This is a genomic window from Paenibacillus marchantiae (assembly GCF_028771845.1).
In the GTDB taxonomy this organism is placed as follows: domain Bacteria; phylum Bacillota; class Bacilli; order Paenibacillales; family Paenibacillaceae; genus Paenibacillus; species Paenibacillus marchantiae.
This window is the reverse complement of sequence record NZ_CP118270.1, coordinates 4475377-4494903: the sequence shown is the minus strand read 5'-3', so window position 1 is coordinate 4494903 and position 19527 is coordinate 4475377. Positions and strand designations below refer to the sequence as shown.

18 protein-coding genes are annotated in these 19527 nt (G+C 43.4%); 4 read left to right on the top strand and 14 right to left on the bottom strand.

Translation table 11 applies throughout. The features are described from left to right. Nucleotides 1-127: 127 nt before the first annotated feature. Nucleotides 128-1222 (top strand): GntR family transcriptional regulator, encoded by a 1095-nt coding sequence (locus tag PTQ21_RS20445; protein ID WP_161490581.1) that lies wholly within the window; start codon nt 128-130, stop codon nt 1220-1222. Nucleotides 1223-1372: 150 nt separating this feature from the next. Here PTQ21_RS20445 and PTQ21_RS20440 read toward each other — a convergent pair whose 3' ends face one another. Next, on the bottom strand, nt 1373-2287 hold the full coding sequence (locus PTQ21_RS20440; protein WP_274566928.1) for a poly(ethylene terephthalate) hydrolase family protein: 915 nt from the start codon (nt 2285-2287) through the stop codon (nt 1373-1375). 281 nt (nt 2288-2568) lie between these two features. Here PTQ21_RS20440 and PTQ21_RS20435 point away from each other — a divergent pair, with 281 nt between their 5' ends. Both PTQ21_RS20435 and PTQ21_RS20430 read left to right on the top strand, forming a co-directional pair. Next, nucleotides 2569-3150, top strand: a complete 582-nt coding sequence (locus PTQ21_RS20435; RefSeq protein WP_072732822.1) for a TetR/AcrR family transcriptional regulator — start codon at nt 2569-2571, stop codon at nt 3148-3150. 24 nt (nt 3151-3174) lie between these two features. Continuing rightward, nucleotides 3175-3801: an HXXEE domain-containing protein gene (locus tag PTQ21_RS20430; RefSeq protein ID WP_090806275.1), complete on the top strand. Its 627-nt coding sequence runs from the start codon at nt 3175-3177 to the stop codon at nt 3799-3801. Between the two features lie 170 nt (nt 3802-3971). Here PTQ21_RS20430 and PTQ21_RS20425 read toward each other — a convergent pair whose 3' ends face one another. The 10 genes from PTQ21_RS20425 to PTQ21_RS20380 all read right to left on the bottom strand — a co-directional run bounded on the left by PTQ21_RS20425 (nt 3972) and on the right by PTQ21_RS20380 (nt 12309). Next, nucleotides 3972-4829, bottom strand: coding sequence for a phosphotransferase enzyme family protein (locus PTQ21_RS20425; RefSeq protein ID WP_274566927.1), 858 nt, complete (start codon nt 4827-4829; stop codon nt 3972-3974). 344 nt (nt 4830-5173) lie between these two features. Then, nucleotides 5174-6154 carry an SDR family NAD(P)-dependent oxidoreductase gene (locus PTQ21_RS20420; RefSeq protein WP_274566926.1) on the bottom strand — a complete coding sequence of 327 codons (981 nt, stop codon included), beginning with the start codon at nt 6152-6154 and terminating at the stop codon, nt 5174-5176. Between the two features lie 166 nt (nt 6155-6320). After that, a complete protein-coding gene (locus PTQ21_RS20415; protein WP_274566925.1) occupies nt 6321-7544 on the bottom strand; it encodes an RNA polymerase sigma factor in 1224 nt (407 codons plus the stop codon). A gap of 204 nt (nt 7545-7748) precedes the next feature. Continuing rightward, nucleotides 7749-8297, bottom strand: coding sequence for an NADPH-dependent FMN reductase (locus PTQ21_RS20410; RefSeq protein WP_274566924.1), 549 nt, complete (start codon nt 8295-8297; stop codon nt 7749-7751). Between the two features lie 37 nt (nt 8298-8334). Then, nucleotides 8335-8763, bottom strand: coding sequence for an Rrf2 family transcriptional regulator (locus tag PTQ21_RS20405; RefSeq protein ID WP_090806271.1), 429 nt, complete (start codon nt 8761-8763; stop codon nt 8335-8337). A 6-nt stretch (nt 8764-8769) separates the two neighbouring features. Then, on the bottom strand, nt 8770-9660 hold the full coding sequence (gene murB / locus PTQ21_RS20400; protein ID WP_274566922.1) for a UDP-N-acetylmuramate dehydrogenase: 891 nt from the start codon (nt 9658-9660) through the stop codon (nt 8770-8772). 113 nt (nt 9661-9773) lie between these two features. Next, on the bottom strand, nt 9774-10130 hold the full coding sequence (locus PTQ21_RS20395; RefSeq protein WP_063565054.1) for a HesB/IscA family protein: 357 nt from the start codon (nt 10128-10130) through the stop codon (nt 9774-9776). Nucleotides 10131-10177: 47 nt separating this feature from the next. Further along, entirely contained in the window at nt 10178-10516 is a 339-nt protein-coding gene (locus tag PTQ21_RS20390) for a hypothetical protein (RefSeq protein WP_274566921.1), read from the bottom strand. 50 nt (nt 10517-10566) lie between these two features. Then, nucleotides 10567-10872: a winged helix-turn-helix transcriptional regulator gene (locus PTQ21_RS20385; protein ID WP_072732816.1), complete on the bottom strand. Its 306-nt coding sequence runs from the start codon at nt 10870-10872 to the stop codon at nt 10567-10569. Between the two features lie 33 nt (nt 10873-10905). Continuing rightward, entirely contained in the window at nt 10906-12309 is a 1404-nt protein-coding gene (locus PTQ21_RS20380; protein WP_274566920.1) for an MFS transporter, read from the bottom strand. 165 nt (nt 12310-12474) lie between these two features. Between PTQ21_RS20380 and PTQ21_RS20375 the strand changes: the two genes are divergently transcribed. After that, nucleotides 12475-13137, top strand: a complete 663-nt coding sequence (locus tag PTQ21_RS20375; protein ID WP_274566919.1) for a helix-turn-helix transcriptional regulator — start codon at nt 12475-12477, stop codon at nt 13135-13137. Between the two features lie 110 nt (nt 13138-13247). Here the strand turns inward: PTQ21_RS20375 and PTQ21_RS20370 are convergent, their stop codons facing one another. The 3 genes from PTQ21_RS20370 to PTQ21_RS20360 all read right to left on the bottom strand — a co-directional run bounded on the left by PTQ21_RS20370 (nt 13248) and on the right by PTQ21_RS20360 (nt 19482). Continuing rightward, complete coding sequence (locus PTQ21_RS20370) at nt 13248-14042, bottom strand: SDR family NAD(P)-dependent oxidoreductase (protein ID WP_274566918.1); 795 nt, start codon at nt 14040-14042, stop codon at nt 13248-13250. A 167-nt stretch (nt 14043-14209) separates the two neighbouring features. Then, nucleotides 14210-15256, bottom strand: coding sequence for an AraC family transcriptional regulator (locus tag PTQ21_RS20365; RefSeq protein WP_274566917.1), 1047 nt, complete (start codon nt 15254-15256; stop codon nt 14210-14212). A gap of 161 nt (nt 15257-15417) precedes the next feature. After that, nucleotides 15418-19482 (bottom strand): S-layer homology domain-containing protein, encoded by a 4065-nt coding sequence (locus PTQ21_RS20360; RefSeq protein WP_274566916.1) that lies wholly within the window; start codon nt 19480-19482, stop codon nt 15418-15420. Nucleotides 19483-19527: the final 45 nt, after the last annotated feature.

The window sequence follows — 19527 nt, the reverse complement described above, 5'->3', positions numbered from 1 at the left end:
TCAATCTTCTTGTCTTACTCACTTGTTATTGATTTTTAGCACTTGTATATGTTGTATTATTATAATATATTTAGAACGAACTAATAGTGAATGGAGATAAAATGCGATGGTGAGAACCTTCAAGCCAATGTACAAGAAAATCGAGACTTATATCATTGACCAGATTCGAAGCGGAAATTGGAAACCGGGCAGCCGAATTCCTTCCGAAAATGAACTGGCTGAACAATTCAGTGTGAGCCGTATCACGGTGAAAAATGCCCTTACTGCTCTAGTTGATAAAGGAGTGGTCTACCGACTTCAAGGCAAAGGCACCTTTGTTAACGATCACAGTCCAGAGGAAATTCATAACATCACTTCAGCGGTAAAAGAGCAGCTCACAGTACCAACAATCGGGTTCCTTCTCCCCCGTCTTGACAATAGGTTCACCGCCAATCTGCTGAGCGGAATTGAGGACACCCTTTCAGAGAATGGCTATCAATTGTTATTTGCCAAGACGAATGATTCACAAGAGACAGAGATTCTCAAAATTCAGGAAATGAAACAGGCAGGCGTCAGAGGACTAATTATCTATCCCGTTGAGGGTGAGCACTATAACAATGAGATTCTTGCGCTTACGCTAAATCGCTTTCCCCTTGTCCTTCTGGACCGCAATCTAAAAGGGGTGGAGACCAACTCCATCAGCTCGGACAACCATGAGGCAGCTATTCAGGCGGTTAAGCATCTTCATGAGCTTGGGCACAATCGAATTGGCTTTATTTCCACTCTTGCTGAGGGAACATCAAGTATTGAGGACAGATTGCATGGGTATGAGAAAGCCTTGGAGGACCGTCATATTCTGATTGATCGCAGTATACAGATGACACGTCTGGCCATGAGTGCCAGCGATGAAGAGGTTATCATGATGATTCAGAAGTTTTTACAGGCCAATCCGCAGATGACGGCCCTTCTATCCTCCAATTTCAGCCCTCATGTTATTCAAGCGGCGATGCAGATGGGAATCTCTGTACCAGAAGATTTATCTGTCGTGTTCTTCGATGATGTCGAATTTCCGGAGTTCTGTATCATTCCGCCCACGGCTGTTGTACAGCAGGAACTTGAACTCGGACGAGAAGCGGGCAGAGTCATCCTGAAACAAGTGGAGAATCCAAACAGTGAGTACCTTCAAGTTAAATTACCTACGATGCTTATTCCCAGACAATCAACAGCAAAGGCGAAATCATAGCTACCGTTACTTGGTGTTCAACAGGATGAATTTTCTGAAAACGTTTATAGTGGCATTAGATAAAGCCATTTCAATGCCTCAAATTGTTTTCCACATAAATCGAAGGACCCTTCCATTTCAGAAGGGTCCTTCGATTTATGTGAACCATGACTATTGTAAATTTGCGGAAGTAACATTCTTCCAATGATTATTCGTTCCTATTTCAGCATGCTTTCCAACAAAGGCCATGCTTGCCTCCGAATCATTCATCAATTGATATCTCATCCAAGCTGTCAAATAACCTCTATGCTGCCCGCCATCCTGCTCTATCGCTGTATGTGCAGCGCCCTTAGCCATGGCCATCAAGACCGGAAGATCCGGACTGGTATTGTTCAAGGCCAATTTGTTGGAGTCTGACGGGGAGATGATGAAATCTCGGGTTCCTCCTATAACAAAAAATGGAACCTTCAGCGCTGATGTATCATACACGTCCTCTGGATCACAATATTTCAGCTCAGGCAGAGCAATCGATACAACCGTTTTGATGAGATCCCCGTTCTCAAAATTCGTGTGAGCGTTAATCACACCCGTTGATCCCTGCGAATGCCCTGCCGCACCGACCTGATCTTTTTGAATCCTGTGATAGAACGGGCTGACCGTCGCTTCATTTTCACTGAGCATATATTGGATCGCAGCCATAATTTCTTTTCCTGTACCCGTGGTTTGACTGTATGTATCAATGACAATAAATCCCCAACTGGCCAGGTGTCTTAACAACTGATCATAATTGTCAGGTAATGCCCCGGTTCCGTTGCCCCAAGCGATGAGGGGATGCAAGACATCCGTTGATTGCGGAGAATAAATCCTGTACAGCTTCTCGCCTTGCTCGTCCTTGATCTCCAGCGTATCTACCTCGTACGTGCCGGGTAGAGCATATTTTTCTTCAACACTTCCGGCTTCAAAAGTAGCCGATACCGAATTTACCAGGAAGAAGGATAATACGCAAAATGCAGCGATAAAAATACCGATAACACCTGTTATCCATAGAAACCACTTGCTCCGAATTACTCTTTTCACTTGTGGCATACAATCTCCTCTCACATTAAAGCGGTATTCGTACGTAAAACATACCACAGGTATAACGCTTTTTGTTTAGAGATATTTTTGTTACATCAACCTTTTCGCATTTCATAATAAAACACCCACGAAAAACTGAACATGTCTTCATGAAAAGCCTTCGAAATGATGTTTCTTAGTTAATGGTCAATACTCCAAATGTATGACTTGCAAAATTAGGAAAACGTGCTAATATAAATTCAAACACTGTTTAAAACATTGTTTGAATAACTTTATTGGAGGTTTTACATATGGAACCAGACAAGAAAAGTGAAACAAAAGAAAAGATTATGCAAGCCACACTAGAGTTCACCAAACAAAGTGGATTTGAAGGCATCACCATACGAAAAATTGCCGAAGCCTCTGGCACAAATGTATCCCTGGTTAATTATTACTTCGGCTCCAAAGAAAATTTGATCAGTGAATCTATTAAAATGATTCTGAGTAGCTTTCAGCATACCTTTGTTATACTCGATGAATTATCCATTCCCGCCCGAGATCGATTAAAGCAATTCTTAATGGATTATTTACAAGTCATCCGTGAATATCCCGAATTGTTATCCAGAATTATTCTTATGGGTTCAGCAGATTTCTCATCTCAACAGGAATACGGTTCATTCTTAAATTTATTGGGGTTCCCCAAAGTTCAAAATACGTTAAAAGAGATAACCGGAGAGCAACAACCGGAACGACTGACCACAATGATGACGCAAGTTTTCGGGGCGCTTTTTCTCCCGGCACTTATGAGTCCTATTCTGGAAAAAGGAGCTTCTGTGAAGATTGCTCCGATAGAAGCACAAATTGACTTGCTCTTTGAAAGATACTTTCATTAAACAACATTGATGGAGGCGATTCAGTTGAACATGTTAAGAAAACATTGGCAAGACTTGGGATCGATCATTGCATGCCTTGTATGTATTTATCTCATCTTGGATTGGGGAACACTTCCGCGCATTAACAGCATTTTATGGTTAAGCTTTATTGCCATACTCCTGCATCAATTTGAAGAATATCGATGGCCGGGTTACTTTGCAGGTTTGTTTAATAAAGTTTTGTTCCAAAGTAAAACACCTGAGAGATATCCGTTAAATCAGCAGTCAGCGATGATTATTAATCTGATTATCGCCTATGTGTTTTATTTACCGCCTGTATTCTTCCCTTCCGTTGTATGGCTGGGTCTGGCACCTATATTAATGGGATTTTTCCAGATTATCTGGCATGGCATCTTCGCTAATATAAAAGCAAAAAGCATATATAATCCCGGATTATTTTCAGCGATATTTCTGCATTTGCCAATTGGAATCTGGTACATTAAAAGTGCCTATGAACAGAATATGTTAACACCAACAGACTGGCTTTGGAGCATGATTTACTTTGTCGTAGCTGTCTATGTTTTAATTGTTAAAGGCAATATGTGGCTAAGAAACAAAAACTCCGTTCATCCTTTTTCACAAAAACAATTAGGATCTTATACTAAAAAATAAACCTGTGACTTCAATATAAAATAAACGCATCGCGTCTATGGATTCGATGCGTTTTACGTTTCTCTTTTGAAATGATTATATTTCAAACTTGAACTTTTCTGAAACTTCCTGAAGACGTGATGCCATGCGAGCAAGATAAAAAGCAGTAGAGCTGATTCCAAGACATTCATTTAAGTAACTTCCTGTACTTCTATCCCATTGAAAAGAAATGGAGCATTCATTAAATATTCTCTGATACACGCTTGTGCGTACGGCTGCTCATCAATTAATCGTGATGCTTCTCTAGGATCGGAAGAGTGGTGGCTGTAATTCTCAATTATGCACATGATAAAGAAACTTTCCAGAACCTCAACATAATCTGTTGGCAGTGTCCTTACACTTTCATAACCTCTGATGAACTCCAAACGTTGTGCGGGAAAAAGCCCTAATATTGTGTTTGCTATATCGTAAAGATAATATCCGTAGCCACATCGTCCAAAATCAATTGGATTAGGTTGTTCATCGTTGAATACGATGTTACCAATATGTAAATCTCCGTGGATGATTCCGTAATGCTGTGGATTCTGATTCAAGTCTGCAAGTTGGGATAATATTTTATGGGATGCTCTCTGATACGTCTTCCATGCCTGATCGGATAAAAACCTTGTATAATAACGTCTCAGTTTGGTCATATCCACTTTAAAACTCTCTTCTCCCCATATGGGACGAGAAAAATCAACAGATGGTACAAAACGGGTAATTGCTTCATGGAGTTTTGCGGCCATAGAGCCCATACGGTATGCACAACGTTCATTAACCTCATTTCCATCCATATGCTCTCCGTCCACCCAATTCATCATCGTGACATAAAAGTACATCCCCTCTTCTTCTGCCTCTATGAACAAAACATACGAGCCATCGCGACTCGCCACACCCTGAGGTACGTGGAGATCATCAGATGTGCCCAATGATTGAAGCAAAGTAAGTTCTGAACGGATAGACTCTTTACTTAGCCGATTGGAATGAATGCGAAGCAAATAGCTTTTCAATGGAGATGTATCGATTTTGTACGTGATGTTATCTGACAACTGAATAAAATGTATACAATCCCATGCTAATTCATACTGATCTAATGCCCTTAGACATACACTTCTCGCCTGAACGAGCAAACATTCAAGTTCTTCATGTGTCCCATTTTGAAAAAAAGTCATCATTGTCCTCCTCATTCATCATCCGCAAGCGAATCCAGATGTACAACGAATTATACAGAACAGACCATTGGGGGCGTATATAACAAACGATTTTAAAACATCTTTTACATAACGAAGGGCATTTCCAACACAAAAAAAGCCGCCATTTCAGGCGACTTTCCTCGTGAACAGAAAAAAAGATCTTAAGAGGTTGATAGATATGTTTGAGTCAACTGGGCTGAAACTTCCCATAGACGACGGGCTTGCTCAGGGTCGATGGCATAGTCCTTGACTCCAAAGAAGGCTCCGTCCGCAGGAGCTGGCTCACTGATGTCACAATCCTCGCAGTACACGCCACCTTTTCCCTCAAGTTGAGGAGAAGTCGCTGCCCATACTTGCGTTGCTGCCCCTTGCTCAGGTGTTTTAAAGTTTGGATTGGCAACTTGACCAGACTCATCAATCCAGCCCAATGCAATCATTTCTTCCTTCGGCATATGTCGTTGCAACGGCGTCAGAATTCCACCCGGATGTACAGAGAACGCACGCACGCCCTGATCTGCACCGCGTCTATCCAGTTCGACGCTAAACAGAATGGTTGCTGTTTTGGACTGCCCATAAGCAGGGAACTTTTCATAGCCATTTTCAAATTGCATATCGTCCCAGCGAATTGGTGAGAAATGATGCCCTGTTGAGGCAACGGATACAACCCGTGCTCCTCCATGGCTGACGAGTGCCGGCCATAATAAGTTCGTCAGGGTGAAGTGTCCAAGATGGTTCGTAGCAAATTGAGCTTCCCAACCCGGGCCTACGCGAGTCTCTGGACAAGCCATAATTCCCGCATTCAGGATCAACATGTCGATACTCCGGTGGCTTGCCAGAAAACGCTCGGCAAAAACACGGACGCTAGTGAGATCTGCGAGGTCCAGTTCATCAATCTCTACATTAGCGAGCCCTGCAAGAGCCTCTTTGGCGATAGCTGGCCGACGTGCGGTCACAACAACCTTGGCTCCAGCACGAACGAGTGCACGTGTAGTTTCCAGTCCCAATCCGGAATATCCACCCGTGACGATGGCAAGTTTTCCGGATAAATCCGTGTTATTCAATACTTCCTCAGCTGTCGTCCGATGGTTGAATCCGGAACCGATTTTATGTTGTGAGGTTTTTGGCTTATTATCCTGGTTCATCAAAATAATCTCCTTCCAGATGTGTCTTCTTCAAGTTTACAGCTTAGAGTGCCCTCTAAGTCAAATATAACGAATTCACCTACATCAATGCTCCAAACCTTTGCTAATACAAAAAAGCCCGGTTCATCACCGAGCCTATAAACAAAAGTATAAGGTTGTATTTCTATTATATTTCTATATACTTCACCCATTGCTCATACAGTTCAGTCTCACTGCATTGAAAGATCCCTTTGAAATCTAGAGGATTGCGAATCAGTTTGTTTAATGCCTCTATCCCGTATCGCTCAACCACAAATTCCACCATCATATAAGAGAACTGAAAACCTTTCATCGTTTCAAAATCCCACGTATCGTTATTTAATTCATCAAAAGATGGAATCGACTGATTGCGTATGCTATCTTCCGTTGATCCTTTAATGAAATCTTGGGACATCTGTTTAGCTTCATATCCACCAATACCCTGTCTTATCCATTTGGGAGCTGCAGGATTAATGTCGCTGATTAGCCACATGGCGAACAAGTGGACTGTGCCTTTCAGAATGGATTGATACGTATGCTCCGGTCCCGGATTCAATGGAGAAACAATCTTCAGAGTACGCCCTTCATATGTGCCCATAAACCAATTGGGGGCATCTGTTTCGCCGACGGCTTGATGGAATGTTGGTAGATCAGGATAAATTTCAATAACTACCTTTTGTGATGGATGATGTTTATATTTGGTCGACACTCGTTCAACACTATTATTGAGTTCATCGAACAAATCTTGATGCACTTTCTTCGTACGATCATTCGTATCATGGTTTTCACCTTTATTTACAATGGAAATCAGGTCTTGAATAGACATGATGGCAATATCCCCCCACTCTTTTAGTTCTTTTCTTAATTTCTCCAAAGCCCTGTATAGTCTGTTCTTTACTGCACTTTCCCGTCGTCCAACTATCTTGGATATTTCGGGCAAGGTGCAGTCAACGAAAAAGCGTAATGCAATAATTTCCTGATCAATCTCATCCAGCTTTTGTAACGCGGAGCCAATATCAATTCGAATATCAACATGTTTCGTAAATTCAAGAGAGATCGATTGCGATTCATAATCTGTAAAATCATAAGGAGATTCTTTTTGTCGCGATAACCTGCGATATTCGTTCTTCACCGTGTTCTGAGCAATCTTAAAGATCCAGGTGAATAAATTAGAGCCTCCTTTAAAGCTGTGAATATTTTCGACTGCTTTCAAAAATACCTGTTGGGTCAAATCGTCTGCAACCAACGGATTCAATTTCAGTGAGAAGTATTTGCTGATTCGTTGACGATATTGCTCATACGTGTTCTCAAAGATGGTGATGCTTTCCTGTTCATCCGGATAAACAGGTTTCGTGTCATGAGCTCCTGACATGGTGGGGAACCTCCTCTTGATTTACATATAATTAGACACCGGAGGAAGCAAAAAAGCCACGCATGAGAAAAATAACTTTTGACTACCCACCTCTTTGATATGAATTCTGCTAACTTTTGAAGTTGAAAATAAACAAAGGCAGCCGATCGTACTGATCGGCTACCTTTGTTCTTTAATGAAACATAAATTTAATCCTTGCTTATTTCAGCTCGATGAAGCTTTTAGTTGAGTCTGCATGAAGACCAGTTCCTCAGCCAACTTTTCCAGCCGACTTAGTGCTTCAGTATCTTTAATGTTATTCTCAGCATCAAAATGATCACTATTCAGATATACATAGCTTGGGGCGACATAAGAGCGGAAAAAGCCAGCAATCGGTTTTAATTGATTTTCCACTACCAAATAATGCTGATAGGTGCCCCCGGTTGCTATAAAACCCATCACTTTATTGTAAATGCTCTGCACGGGCAGAAGGTCGAATACATTCTTCAGTACGCCTGTCAGAGAGGATTGATATATTGGTGTGCCGATAACGTAAAAGTCAGCATCAATCAATTTTCGGACCACCAACTGGGTGTCTTCATTGTATTCCTCCAACTTGCGACCATCGCAAAATTCGATCCCTTTATAATCTCTTAAATCTATGAGTTCCACTTCAATTTCTGGATGATTATTTTTTACGAATTGGAGTACAGCATCCACACCCACTGGTGTCTTTGATCCAATCAGTGACCCGGATAATCCGATTAATTTCACAACATTAACCTCCTATGATTTCTTCTTCATCATCAAACTATTCCATGGTTTCCAATGCACATTCCTTCATCACATGAAGCATACTGCCTAGGGTGATTTTTTCTAACTGCTGCATTAACTGTTGTTCACTTTCTATGAAAATGTTTGCGAGCTGAATATCTACCTCTGCAGTTAAATTCCCTTTTTTCATAATGGATGGTTTGGGAATCTGAAGCGGTTTGGAAGACACCAGGGTGTACACATCCTTCAAGGTTATCTCATACGGGTCTTTAGACAAAACATAACCACCGTCAATACCTTCTTTTGCCTTAACGTATCCCACTTTTTTGATCGAGCTAAGGACTCGGCGTATCCTCGCCGGGTTCACCCGAATCCTTTCAGAGATCTGAGTACTGGTTAGTTTCTCATTTTCATGTGAACTAAGGAGAACCAGAATATAGATGACAACACTTAGCTCACTGTTCATAGCTGCCTACTCTCCCAAGATAATGACTTCCGTCTCCAATTCAATATTAAATTGATTACGTACTGTTTTTTTAATTAATTTGATTAATTCTAAATAATCCTCAGCAGTGGCATCATCTGCATTAATGATAAAACCAGCATGCTTCTTGGAAATTTCCGCTCCCCCAATGCGAGTGCCTTGTAAATTACACTCTTGAATGAGTTTTCCGACATAATGTCCCTCTGGACGTTTGAATACACTTCCGCAAGAGGGAAATTCAAGCGGTTGTTTGGATTCCCGTTTAAACGTTAAATCCTGCATGATACTCGAAATGACATCCTTATTCCCTGGTTTAAGCTTAAATTCCACTTCAAGTATGATGTATTGATCCGTTCGAAAGATACTGTTTCGATAACCAAGCTGCATGTCATCTCGGACCATGTTTATCAGCTCTCCGTTTTTAGTAACCACTAGCGCTCGCTCAACGACCTCATCCATCTGACCACCGTAAGCTCCCGCATTCATATATAAGGCGCCACCTGTACTTCCGGGTATTCCACATGCAAACTCCAGACCTGTTAAGCTGTTATGCAAAGCAGTACGTGACACATCAATAATGTTGGAACCGCTCTGCACGACAATCTTGTCACCATAGACTTTAATCTGATCAAATTCGCTCAGAGAGAGCGTTATTCCACGCACGCCCTGATCTTTGATAATGACATTTGATCCTTTTCCAATAATCGTTAGAGGTATTTGATGTGTTTTTGCAATGTTAACCACGTTAATAATTTCTTCTTTCGTTGTGGGATGGATAAGTATGTCTGCTTTACCACCCAGCTTTATATACGTGTGGTCTTTTAATGGCTCATTCCATTTCAATTTTTCCAAAGGTATGTGATTCTCAAAAATATTCATGACATTCTCTCCCTGAGTTGAAAAGACATGATTGCACGATCAGCAAATAGAAAGCTCCTTCATTGTATGTTTAATATGAGATATTGGTTGAAAATATTCCGTCATCCTGACAATTAATCACATTTTTTGACCTCACCACGGTAATTCGCCATTCGGAAACTGGCCCCGCATCCACATGAAACTTTTGCATTAGGATTATTCATGGTGAATCCCCCTAACATTCCACTTTCTTCGTAATCAATCTCAAGTCCTTCAATATATGGAACCGTATTGGTGTGAACCAATATACGAAATACACCTTTATCTAATAAGATATCCCCTTCTGCTTGCTGTTCATCTACGATAAGGCTATAGGATAAACCACTGCATCCCCCCTCATCGACCCCGACCCGAAGGAAAGAATTCTGGGTATCCGTACTTGCCAGGATTTCAACGATTTTTTCTGCTGCTGCTTCACTGACCTGAATCATTGTTTTATACCTCCTTGGAGCGTATTTTTTGGCTAGCCGGTTGTTTTTCAAACGCAGCCCATTAAAATCTTAATGATTTCTTCAGGACTCGTATATGCATTAAAATAACGACAACCTGTTGATTGCAGATGGATAGGAATATCCATAAGTTCCAGCGACCCGCTATACAATATCACTCGATATTTCTCGGGAAATTGTTCTATAAGCAGCTCAATATTGTCCACATTCATATCTACGATGATCACAGAATTATCCGGAAGTTGATCCATGTTGCCGATCACATCACGAGGAGCCTCCAGTACATGTAACGACGGCTCGGTTTGAATCAACAAACTTAAACTTTTAACAATGTGATGCGTATCGGATAGGATTAACACATGGTTCATTCAGAAAACCTCCGGATAAAATGATGGCAATCGCAGGATATTCCTTTGCGTTAATTCATGTTTGTAGTAAACCATTCCATCAAGCAAGGTATGAAAGCAGCTAGAGCGGCCCCTTTGGGTGTAAGTTCATACATGATCTGTATGGGATGTGTTAGGGCTTTTCTCTTCACCAACTGATCATTCTGAAGATCTTTTAATCGTTTGGAGAGGATCGCTTCTGAGATGGAAGGCACATTTTCGTAAATTTCGCTGAATTTCTTAGGACCTTGCGAAAGAGTACATAGGATATGGATCGTCCATTTCGTTCCGATAATACGATAGGCTGTGAAAAGTTTCTCGGTATCCGAAGTCAACATCGCATGAACACACCTTCCTTGGCTTACCCCCGTTTATTTGTTTTTCAAGCCTAACGATTGCAGTCCCGTTCTTATTTGGTCTGTTATTGGTGCAATTCGAGTACTGGCAATCAAGCTCAAGACGATTAACACCAGATGAAAGCCCATCGTTACGATTAATCCTGATTGCAATGACATCCCGCCAGCTTGACACACCACCAGGATAGAACCACCGATCCCGATGACTACGCCCGGTGTAAAGGAATCTGCAAATTGCAGATTTGCCGAGGTTTTGCCAACGCCTTCCTCTCCTGTTTGGGAAAACGCAACAACACCACTAATCGGATGTGCCAATCCAATGCCTATTCCAGCTACGATTTGGCCTATAACCGCTACGGTAACGGTCACAACAGGAACCCAAAATACGATGGTAATTCCGATGGCAAGCAGGAGTACACCAATAATAATTCGTGTATGACGTCCTCGACCCTGATCTGCCGAGTCCCAACGCCCTTGCAAATAAGCAATGACACACCAGCTCAGTGCAGCGCTTGCTACAATTAAACCAGCCTGAGAAGGTGTAATGCCTTTCACCTCAATTAAAGCCAATACCAAGAAATTTTGTGTACTGGTATAAGCAGCGAAGAACAGTCCACGCGTAGCGAGTATAGCGGGCATACCTCTTCGCAAAGCAAGGGTTCCCTCCGGCAGCAGTTTGCGCAGTGGGTATACCATCAGTACTCCCCCAATAAAGACGATAACAAATCCAATAATTGACGGAAGCTTTCCAAGTCCCACTAATAAAGTCCCCGTACCTATCGTTAATAGCAGTGCCATCCAAGTAGCGGCAGCTCCATTCTCCCCTTGTGCAGGCTGTGATTTTAATTTCGTAAATGCAGGTAAGCTAAGGAGTGCTGAAATCAACAAGATCGGTAGAATCCCCCAGAACACAAAGCGCCATGACCACTGATCTGCAATAAGGCCTGCAATGTATGGACCAAGCATGGACGGAAGAACGTAGGCTGTACCGAATGCGCCCAGTATTTTGGCACGTAATTCGTCCGGATAACTTAAGGAAATGGCCGTGTACACGCAAGTCATCATAGCTCCGGCACCCAAACCCTGCATGGCCCGTGACGCGATCATGGTATACATATCTCCTGCAGTTGCGGCTGCGACCAGTCCGACAATAAACAATAGAAGTGCGAGCGTAAATGGTACTGCGGGTCCCCTTCTATCAATAATCCGACCAACAACCAAGGTGCCTATAATCTGTGCAAGCAGATATGTACTGAATATCCAGCCAAACAGGTTAAGACCGTTCAGGTCTCCAGCAATGGAAGGAGCAATTGTCGTTACCGACAAACCTTCAAATCCAACAGCCATCACTGACAATATAATTCCTATGGATAATGCAAAATAACGCGGACTGAAAATACTTTGTGAATGGGACGACATGGTATGTGACCTCCAAGAGAATTTTATGTATACATCGTATCCGGATACTTAGTAAACATTTTACTTTACAAAGTTTAAACTACAGTTCGCCTTTGACTTTGTCAATGTATTTGTTTAAAATGTATGAAATAATGAAGATTCAGTTGCTTAAAAAGGAGGTTCACCATGAGCCGGGATCAAACGAAAAAGGATGCCTCAACCAGTACCCGAAAAGCAATCATTAACCTGCTTAAACAGCAAGGTGGAATGGATGTTGTGGCACTCTCCTCCCAATTTGCGTTATCTGGAATGGCTATCAGGCAGCATTTAAATGCACTGAAAGAAGAAGGATTGGTTACTTTCGAAGAAGAAGCTCGTCCCATGGGTCGACCAACCAAGCTATGGAGATTAACCCCCGCTGCTGATCGTTTTTTCCCTAGTGGATATTCGGAGTTATCCGTCAGTCTGATCAATTCCATGAAAGAAGCTTTCGGAAATGAAGGGCTGGACAAGCTCCTCAATGTTCGGAATAAGAACATGCAAGAGCAATATCTACAGTACATTGGCGATACATCCGGCGTGAAGGAAAGGCTGGAGAAACTGGCTGAAATCCGAACAAATGAAGGCTATATGGCCGAGGTCAAGGATCAAGGCGATGGTAGCCTGTTGTTTATAGAGAAGCATTGTCCAATCTGTGAAGCTGCGGCGGTATGTACCGGGTTATGTAAGAATGAATTGCATTTATTCAAAACGGTTCTGGGGGATCAAGTTCATATTGAACGTGGAGAGTATATTTTGGCTGGAGGAAGAAACTGCATATATACGGTTAAAGAACATCATTCATTGTAAGTCATTCCGAACAGTTTGAGTCCATTTACTCCCACATGCTGCTTAACGAAAAAAGAACCTTGAGCTCAGCTCAAGGTTCTTTACGTTCACTTGTATAGTGAAAAACAAGTTTAGAAGATGGTTGGCACCATTCCCCCATCCATACGGATTGGAGAACCTTTGAATGCCGATGCATACGGACTGCATACAAATGTGGCCAATCTGCCAATCTCAACAGGCTTGATAAATCGTTGGATTTCGGATTGAGGCAGGTTTTTGCGCATAAAATCCTTCTCTTTTTCTAAAAAAGTCATCGATTCATCAGGGTAGATGCTCTCAATGATTTGTTGCACATTTTCAGAGAGGGTTGGTCCTGGCATGATTGTATTGACGGTAACTTCTGTTCCTACCGTTATTTTCGATAAACTTTTGGACAACGATAATAACATGGATTTGGTCATGCAATACTGAGGCATTTGTCCTGAAGGCATAATGGCTTCTTCACTCGCAATAAAGATCATGCGGCCATAATCATTTTGCAACATTTTTGGCATATAAAATTTGGACAATGCATTTGCAGCGAGCACATTCGTACGGAAGTATTTCTCCCAAACCTCATCGCTGATATCCTCATATTGCATCATTTCATAAATCCCCATATTGTTCACTAGGATATCAATTTGGGGGTATTTTTCAAATAAGGCTTCTCTTTGACCAATGTCCGCCAGATCAGCTGTAGCTTTTTGAGGTGAGGTAGCAGGAAAATCGGACTTCATTTCATGAACCATGCGCTCAACCTCTGCATCATTTCGTCCATTGATGAGCACATTAACCCCTTCTTTGGCAAGTTCAATAGCAATGGCTTTCCCTATCCCCTTCGTTGATCCTGTAACCAAAGCTGTTTTACCGTATAAACCCATATCCATATCAACTACTCCTTTTATTCTCTTGTAGCGGCAAGCTGAATCGTTATCATGTTATAAACAGTCTTGTGCTCCGGATAGGATTTATATTACCTTGTCTACATAGTCGAGTAACTAGCGTGTTGCGCCAAAGTTCTTGCATAACACGCCAAATGATACAAAGCATTTAGTTAATGAAGAGTTGATGATTCTGGCGGTCCTTCGGATAGCGAATTCGTTCCTAAATATACCGTACGCCAATTCGTTGGCGTATCCCCTTCCCATGAACGAAAGGCGCGGTAGAACGAATTCTGGTCTTCATATCCAATCAAGAAAGCTACTTCTTTAATATCCAGTGTAGGGTCTGCCAAGTAGGCTCGTGCCTGCTCATGTCTGGCTTGCGTCAATAGATGCTTGAAACTTGTATTCTCTTCTGTAAGCCGGCGCTGCAAGGTCCGATCGCTCATACCCAATTCCTTGGCAACGACTTGAATGTCGGGGCGACCTCCTGTGAGACTGCGTTTCATAATCCATTTGACCATGTCTGTAATAGAACGACTGCCCTGCTGTTCATCCAGCGATCGGTCCAGGGCGGGAGTAAGGATCTCCAGTAACTCTTCGTTGTATGAAAGAAACGGACGGTCCAAATCTTTACGATGTAAGGTAAGCCGGTTACAAGTTGCACCAATCCGAATTGGGCAGCCAAAATAAGTCTCAAGGGTTCGAACATCGCCCATGGTGCGCGAAAATTCGACAAGCCGCGCAGTCAAAGGTTGACCTGTTCCCCGGCGCCCAAGTTCGAGGAGAAATGCCAGTGTGACTCCAACCAGCAATGACGGACCTGGTTGTTCGTTAGACCATTCCAGTTCAATTGAACAATCATCGCCCTCCTCAGTAATACGTAAGCTTTCAGGGGGACAAAGTTTTTTGTAGCGAGCCATTCGGTGTAATGCATCACGGTAGTCACGCGCATGGTAGGTTGCTAAGACACTCGGCGGGTATTTCCCCGTTTCAAAGACGGTCGTAAGCTTGATGATTCCTTCGGCAGTGTCACCGACGAGATCAGAATATGCCTGCCAGATCGCGAAATATTGAGCAGTCGTGACGGCTGGTTCAGTTATAATCGTGAGCGGCAGTTGTGCTTTGCGAGCTACATCGTGGGCCGCAATCCCTAATTGATGCAAGCTTGTCCAAAACCCTGCCGGGAATTTAATACGCTCAGAGGTGTGGGACTTCATAAATACCCTCCTTCTTGGAGTCATTGTTGCTTAATGATTCATCCACTGTACAGGGACTCTGATTCTTTTGCAATAACTCTAATATTTCCCGGTCTCTAGAATAAAACAAGAAACCAATGCGGGAACGTTCCGCATTGGTTTCTTGGAAATTAGGTTTAGCGTTATTTCGATTGTTCAAGAAGCCCAACAATAAGTGTAACTGCTTCAGCACGGGTAGCTGTCTGCATCGGAGCAAATCGATTGCCACCTACACCGCCCACCAGACCTGCTTCCACAGCAGAAGCTACATAGGATACTGCCCATGCTGGGACATCTTTTGCATCTTTGAAATCCAGTTTCGCATTGGAATCTGTTTGGATTCCGCCAGCGCGTGCAATCATAGTTACCATCTCCGCCCGGCTCAGCGTCTTGCTAGGGCCGAACGAGCCATTCTCGTAACCATTGACAATGCCAGCGGATGCAGCTGCTGTAATATAAGGCTTCGCCCATGAAGGAATCTTGTTATCATCCGTATAGTGAATACTCTCGCTTACGGTATTCAGATTCAAGGCACGGCCCAGCATCGTAATGAACTCGGCACGTGTGACTTTCTGATTTGGACGGAAGGTCTGATCGCCATAGCCATTGACGAATCCAGCCGCCAGGGCTTTATCAATTGTAGATTTTGCCCAGTGTCCGGCTGTATCTTTCAACGCTGGCGCAGTGCCTCCGTTTCCGTTATTGCCTGATCCAGTATCCGGTTTGTTGCCGGAATCAGTTCCGCTACCACTACCGCTGTTCGAACCGTTACCGGTAGTTGTATCGCCACCGCTTCCTGAGGAGCCATTACCGCTGCCAGATCCATTACCTGAACCTGAACCCGAGCCGGGATTCGATGTTCCCGGATTGGAGGTTCCTGGTCCCGGATTCGAAGGTTCTGTCTTCTTCACGATACCGAACTGATCAACAATGAACGGGTCTGTTCCCTTCAGATTTTGGTCAATTTCATACGTTATAGCTGTCAATTTGCTGCCGTCAATCGTAATGCCCACAAAATTTTGTACCTGACTGCGCATTGGACGACGGTTGTCATTCGGATCAGGGCCATATTTGGCTGCATGATTCTCCTCTGCCAGTTCAAAAAGATTGTAATAAGCATCACCGAGACTTGTGCTCGGATTTTTGTAATACACTTTTGGACCAGCTGTTGCCGGAATCAGATAGATCGTGCCATCCGGATTCACAGAGTACTCGATTTTCTGTCCGTTTTGCATCTCCGTGATCATTTCTGGCTGACGCGCTTTCCCCTTCTGATCAATCGGTTTTGTGCGCGCATAGATGTGATCATGTCCCTGGAGTACAAAATCAATGCCAAGCTCCGCCATGATCGGTGCAATCTTGGTACGCACACCGTTTGCTCCCATGATATCGGAATCCGTTGCGTGATTTGACGTCGTGTACGGTCCCTTGTGAATGTTGACGATTATCCACTGGGATCCATTCTTCTTGGCAGCCTGAACATCTTTCTTCAGCCACTCGACTTGCTCTAATGAGAAGTTGTCATACTCATCCGAATCCTCATTGGAGTTCAACACAACAAAATGCGCATTGCTGTAATCATAAGAATAGTAAGCTCCCGTCTCCGTAGCGGAATTTACCGGTGACTGGATGTTGAAATGATCGATAAACGCATAATTTTCGTCCTCGTGGTTCCCTGCGGATGGAACGATGGTTGTATTTAAGAGGCTTTCCTGCGAATGCCCAAGCAGCCAGTTCCACTGCTCCTCTTTCACACCATTATCCACGATATCCCCGTTATGAACGACAAATTGTGCATCCGGTACTGTAGCCAATGCTTTGGCCAATGTCTCAGAGGACAGAATTGCCTCATCCTCTTCCTTCGCTTGTGTATCCGCCAGATCAATGAAAGTGAATTTACCTTTCTCCGGTGCTGTACTGAAGGTACCTATCTCGCTCCATACTTGCTGGGAAGCATCCCCTACACGGAAATAATAGGTTGTATTAGCTTTCAGATCTGTCACTTCTGCTTTGTGCATCAGTTCTGTAGGAGCATTCGCAGGTTGTGCAGAGCGCCCTTGAACCGATTTGGCTTGCGTGAAATCAGGTGTTGCAGCTGTTTTCTCCACAACCTGAAGGTCGCTATTCGTTACTTGATCGGAAGTGTACCACGTGAACCCCTTGCTCTTGGTAGGATCTCCATGGAACGTTACCGTTACCTTGTTTACCTGTTCTGGAACAGGAACTGTATCCGATTCCTTGATAATCCCGAAAGTATCCACGACAAATGGTTCTGCATTCTTATTTTGGTCAATCTCATACGTTATGGCGGACAGCTTGTCTCCGTCAATAGTCAATGAAACGAAGTTCTGAACCTGCCCTCTGGCTGCGCTCGTGGTGTCGCCATATTGCCGAGCGTGGTTTTCCTCCGCACGCTCGAACAAATTAAAATATGCATCTCCTAATTCAGTTTTCTGGTTTTTGAAATATACTTTAGCCCCGGCGGTAGCAGGAATCATATAAATGGTTCCATCCGGTTTGACCGCGTATTCGATACTCTGTCCATTGAATGTCTCCGTTATTTTGGACACATCTTCAGCAGTACCATCGCTCTTGATTGGTTTCGTCCGTGCATAGATATGGTCATGTCCCTGAAGGACTAGATCAATCCCCAGTTCGTTCATGAGTGGAGCGATTTTTTTTCGTTCACCGTTCGCACCAATAATGTCACTATCCGTGGCGTGATTCGATGTCGTGTACGGACCTTTATGGATGTTCACGATAATCCACTTGGCTCCTGCGGCTTTTGCTTCCGCTACATCCTGCTTCATCCATGCGACTTGCTCATTCGAGAAGTTGGCGTAATCCGATGAATCCTCGTTGGAGTTCAATACGATAAAATGAGCTTTGCTATAATTATACGAATAATATGCGCCTGTTACCGTTGTAGCACCGTCTGGCTGCTTCACATTAAAATGCTCGTAGAACGCATAATTTTTATTCTCATGATTGCCAGCAGACGGTGCAATGGTCGTGTTCATAAGACTGGCTTGCGAATGACCAAGCAACCAATTCCATTCTTGCTCTGAAGTGCCATTCTCCACAACGTCTCCGTTATGGACGACAAATTCAGCATTCGGAACAGTCGCGAGTGCTTTGGACAGAGTAGATCCGGACAGGATCGCCTCATCCTCTTCCTTCGCTTGTGTATCCGTCAGGTCAATAAAGGTAAATGCTCCGTCAACCGGAGCCGTTTTGAACGTTCCAACCTCACTCCATATACCCAGATCCTGATCACCAACACGGAAAGAATAAGAAGTGTCAGGGGAAAGGCCTGTCGCTTCCGCCTTATGCACCATTTCTCCCGGGGAGTTGGAAGCGACGGTTGCACGCCCATTGAAAATTTGGGCCTGACTGAAGTCAGCAACGCCTCCTCCTTGTTTCGGCACCACTTGAACAGTGCTCTGTGCAGATGCAAGAGGAGTATACCAAGTGAAGCCTTTGCTACTTGTTGCATCTCCATAGAAGGTAACCGTTATTTTGCTGATATCCAGCGATGGCGCATTAGCCAAGGCTTTAAGCTCCATGTCAAAATAAAGGTCAGAGCTGCTGTCGCTCTGTTGATGCACTTCGACCGCAATTTCGTTTGAGCCTTCATGCAAATTGACTTTCATTGGCTCAGTCAGGTCGATATTCTCATACATTACCGGCAAGTCCTTATTTGAGGTTGCTTGGGTGGAGTACACAATCTCTCCATCCGGCATGCCAAAACGAATGACTTCCACACCATTCACATAGATCACTGCACCGTCATCAATACCGAATGTGCCGAGAATTTGCCCGTAATCGTCAATTTGATCTTTGTTAACGGTTAGGTTTGTCCGGAAATAGGTTGTGCGGGGTTTATTTTTTTTGTCCTGACCGTAGCTGACTTCCGTTTTGAGTGATCCAAAATAGGAAGTGCTTACGCCATTACCGTTGTCTTTGTAACCAAATGGAGCCTGTCCCGAATTCCAGGACGAATCATCGTATGAAGCACGCCAATCCGATTGCAAATCCTGGCCCTGATCGAAATAATGCCAATTGGCATTACGCTCTAACAGCATCTCAGGCTCAGACAATGATGCGGCTTGGGCTGAATTAACTCCCCCAAATCCCGCAAGCCATCCGAATACCAAAGCAATCGATAACAGGATGGATAACACTTTTTTGTAGAGGTGACTGATCATAATTCTCTCCTTTGTATGTATGATTGGTTGGCTTATGTAAATCCA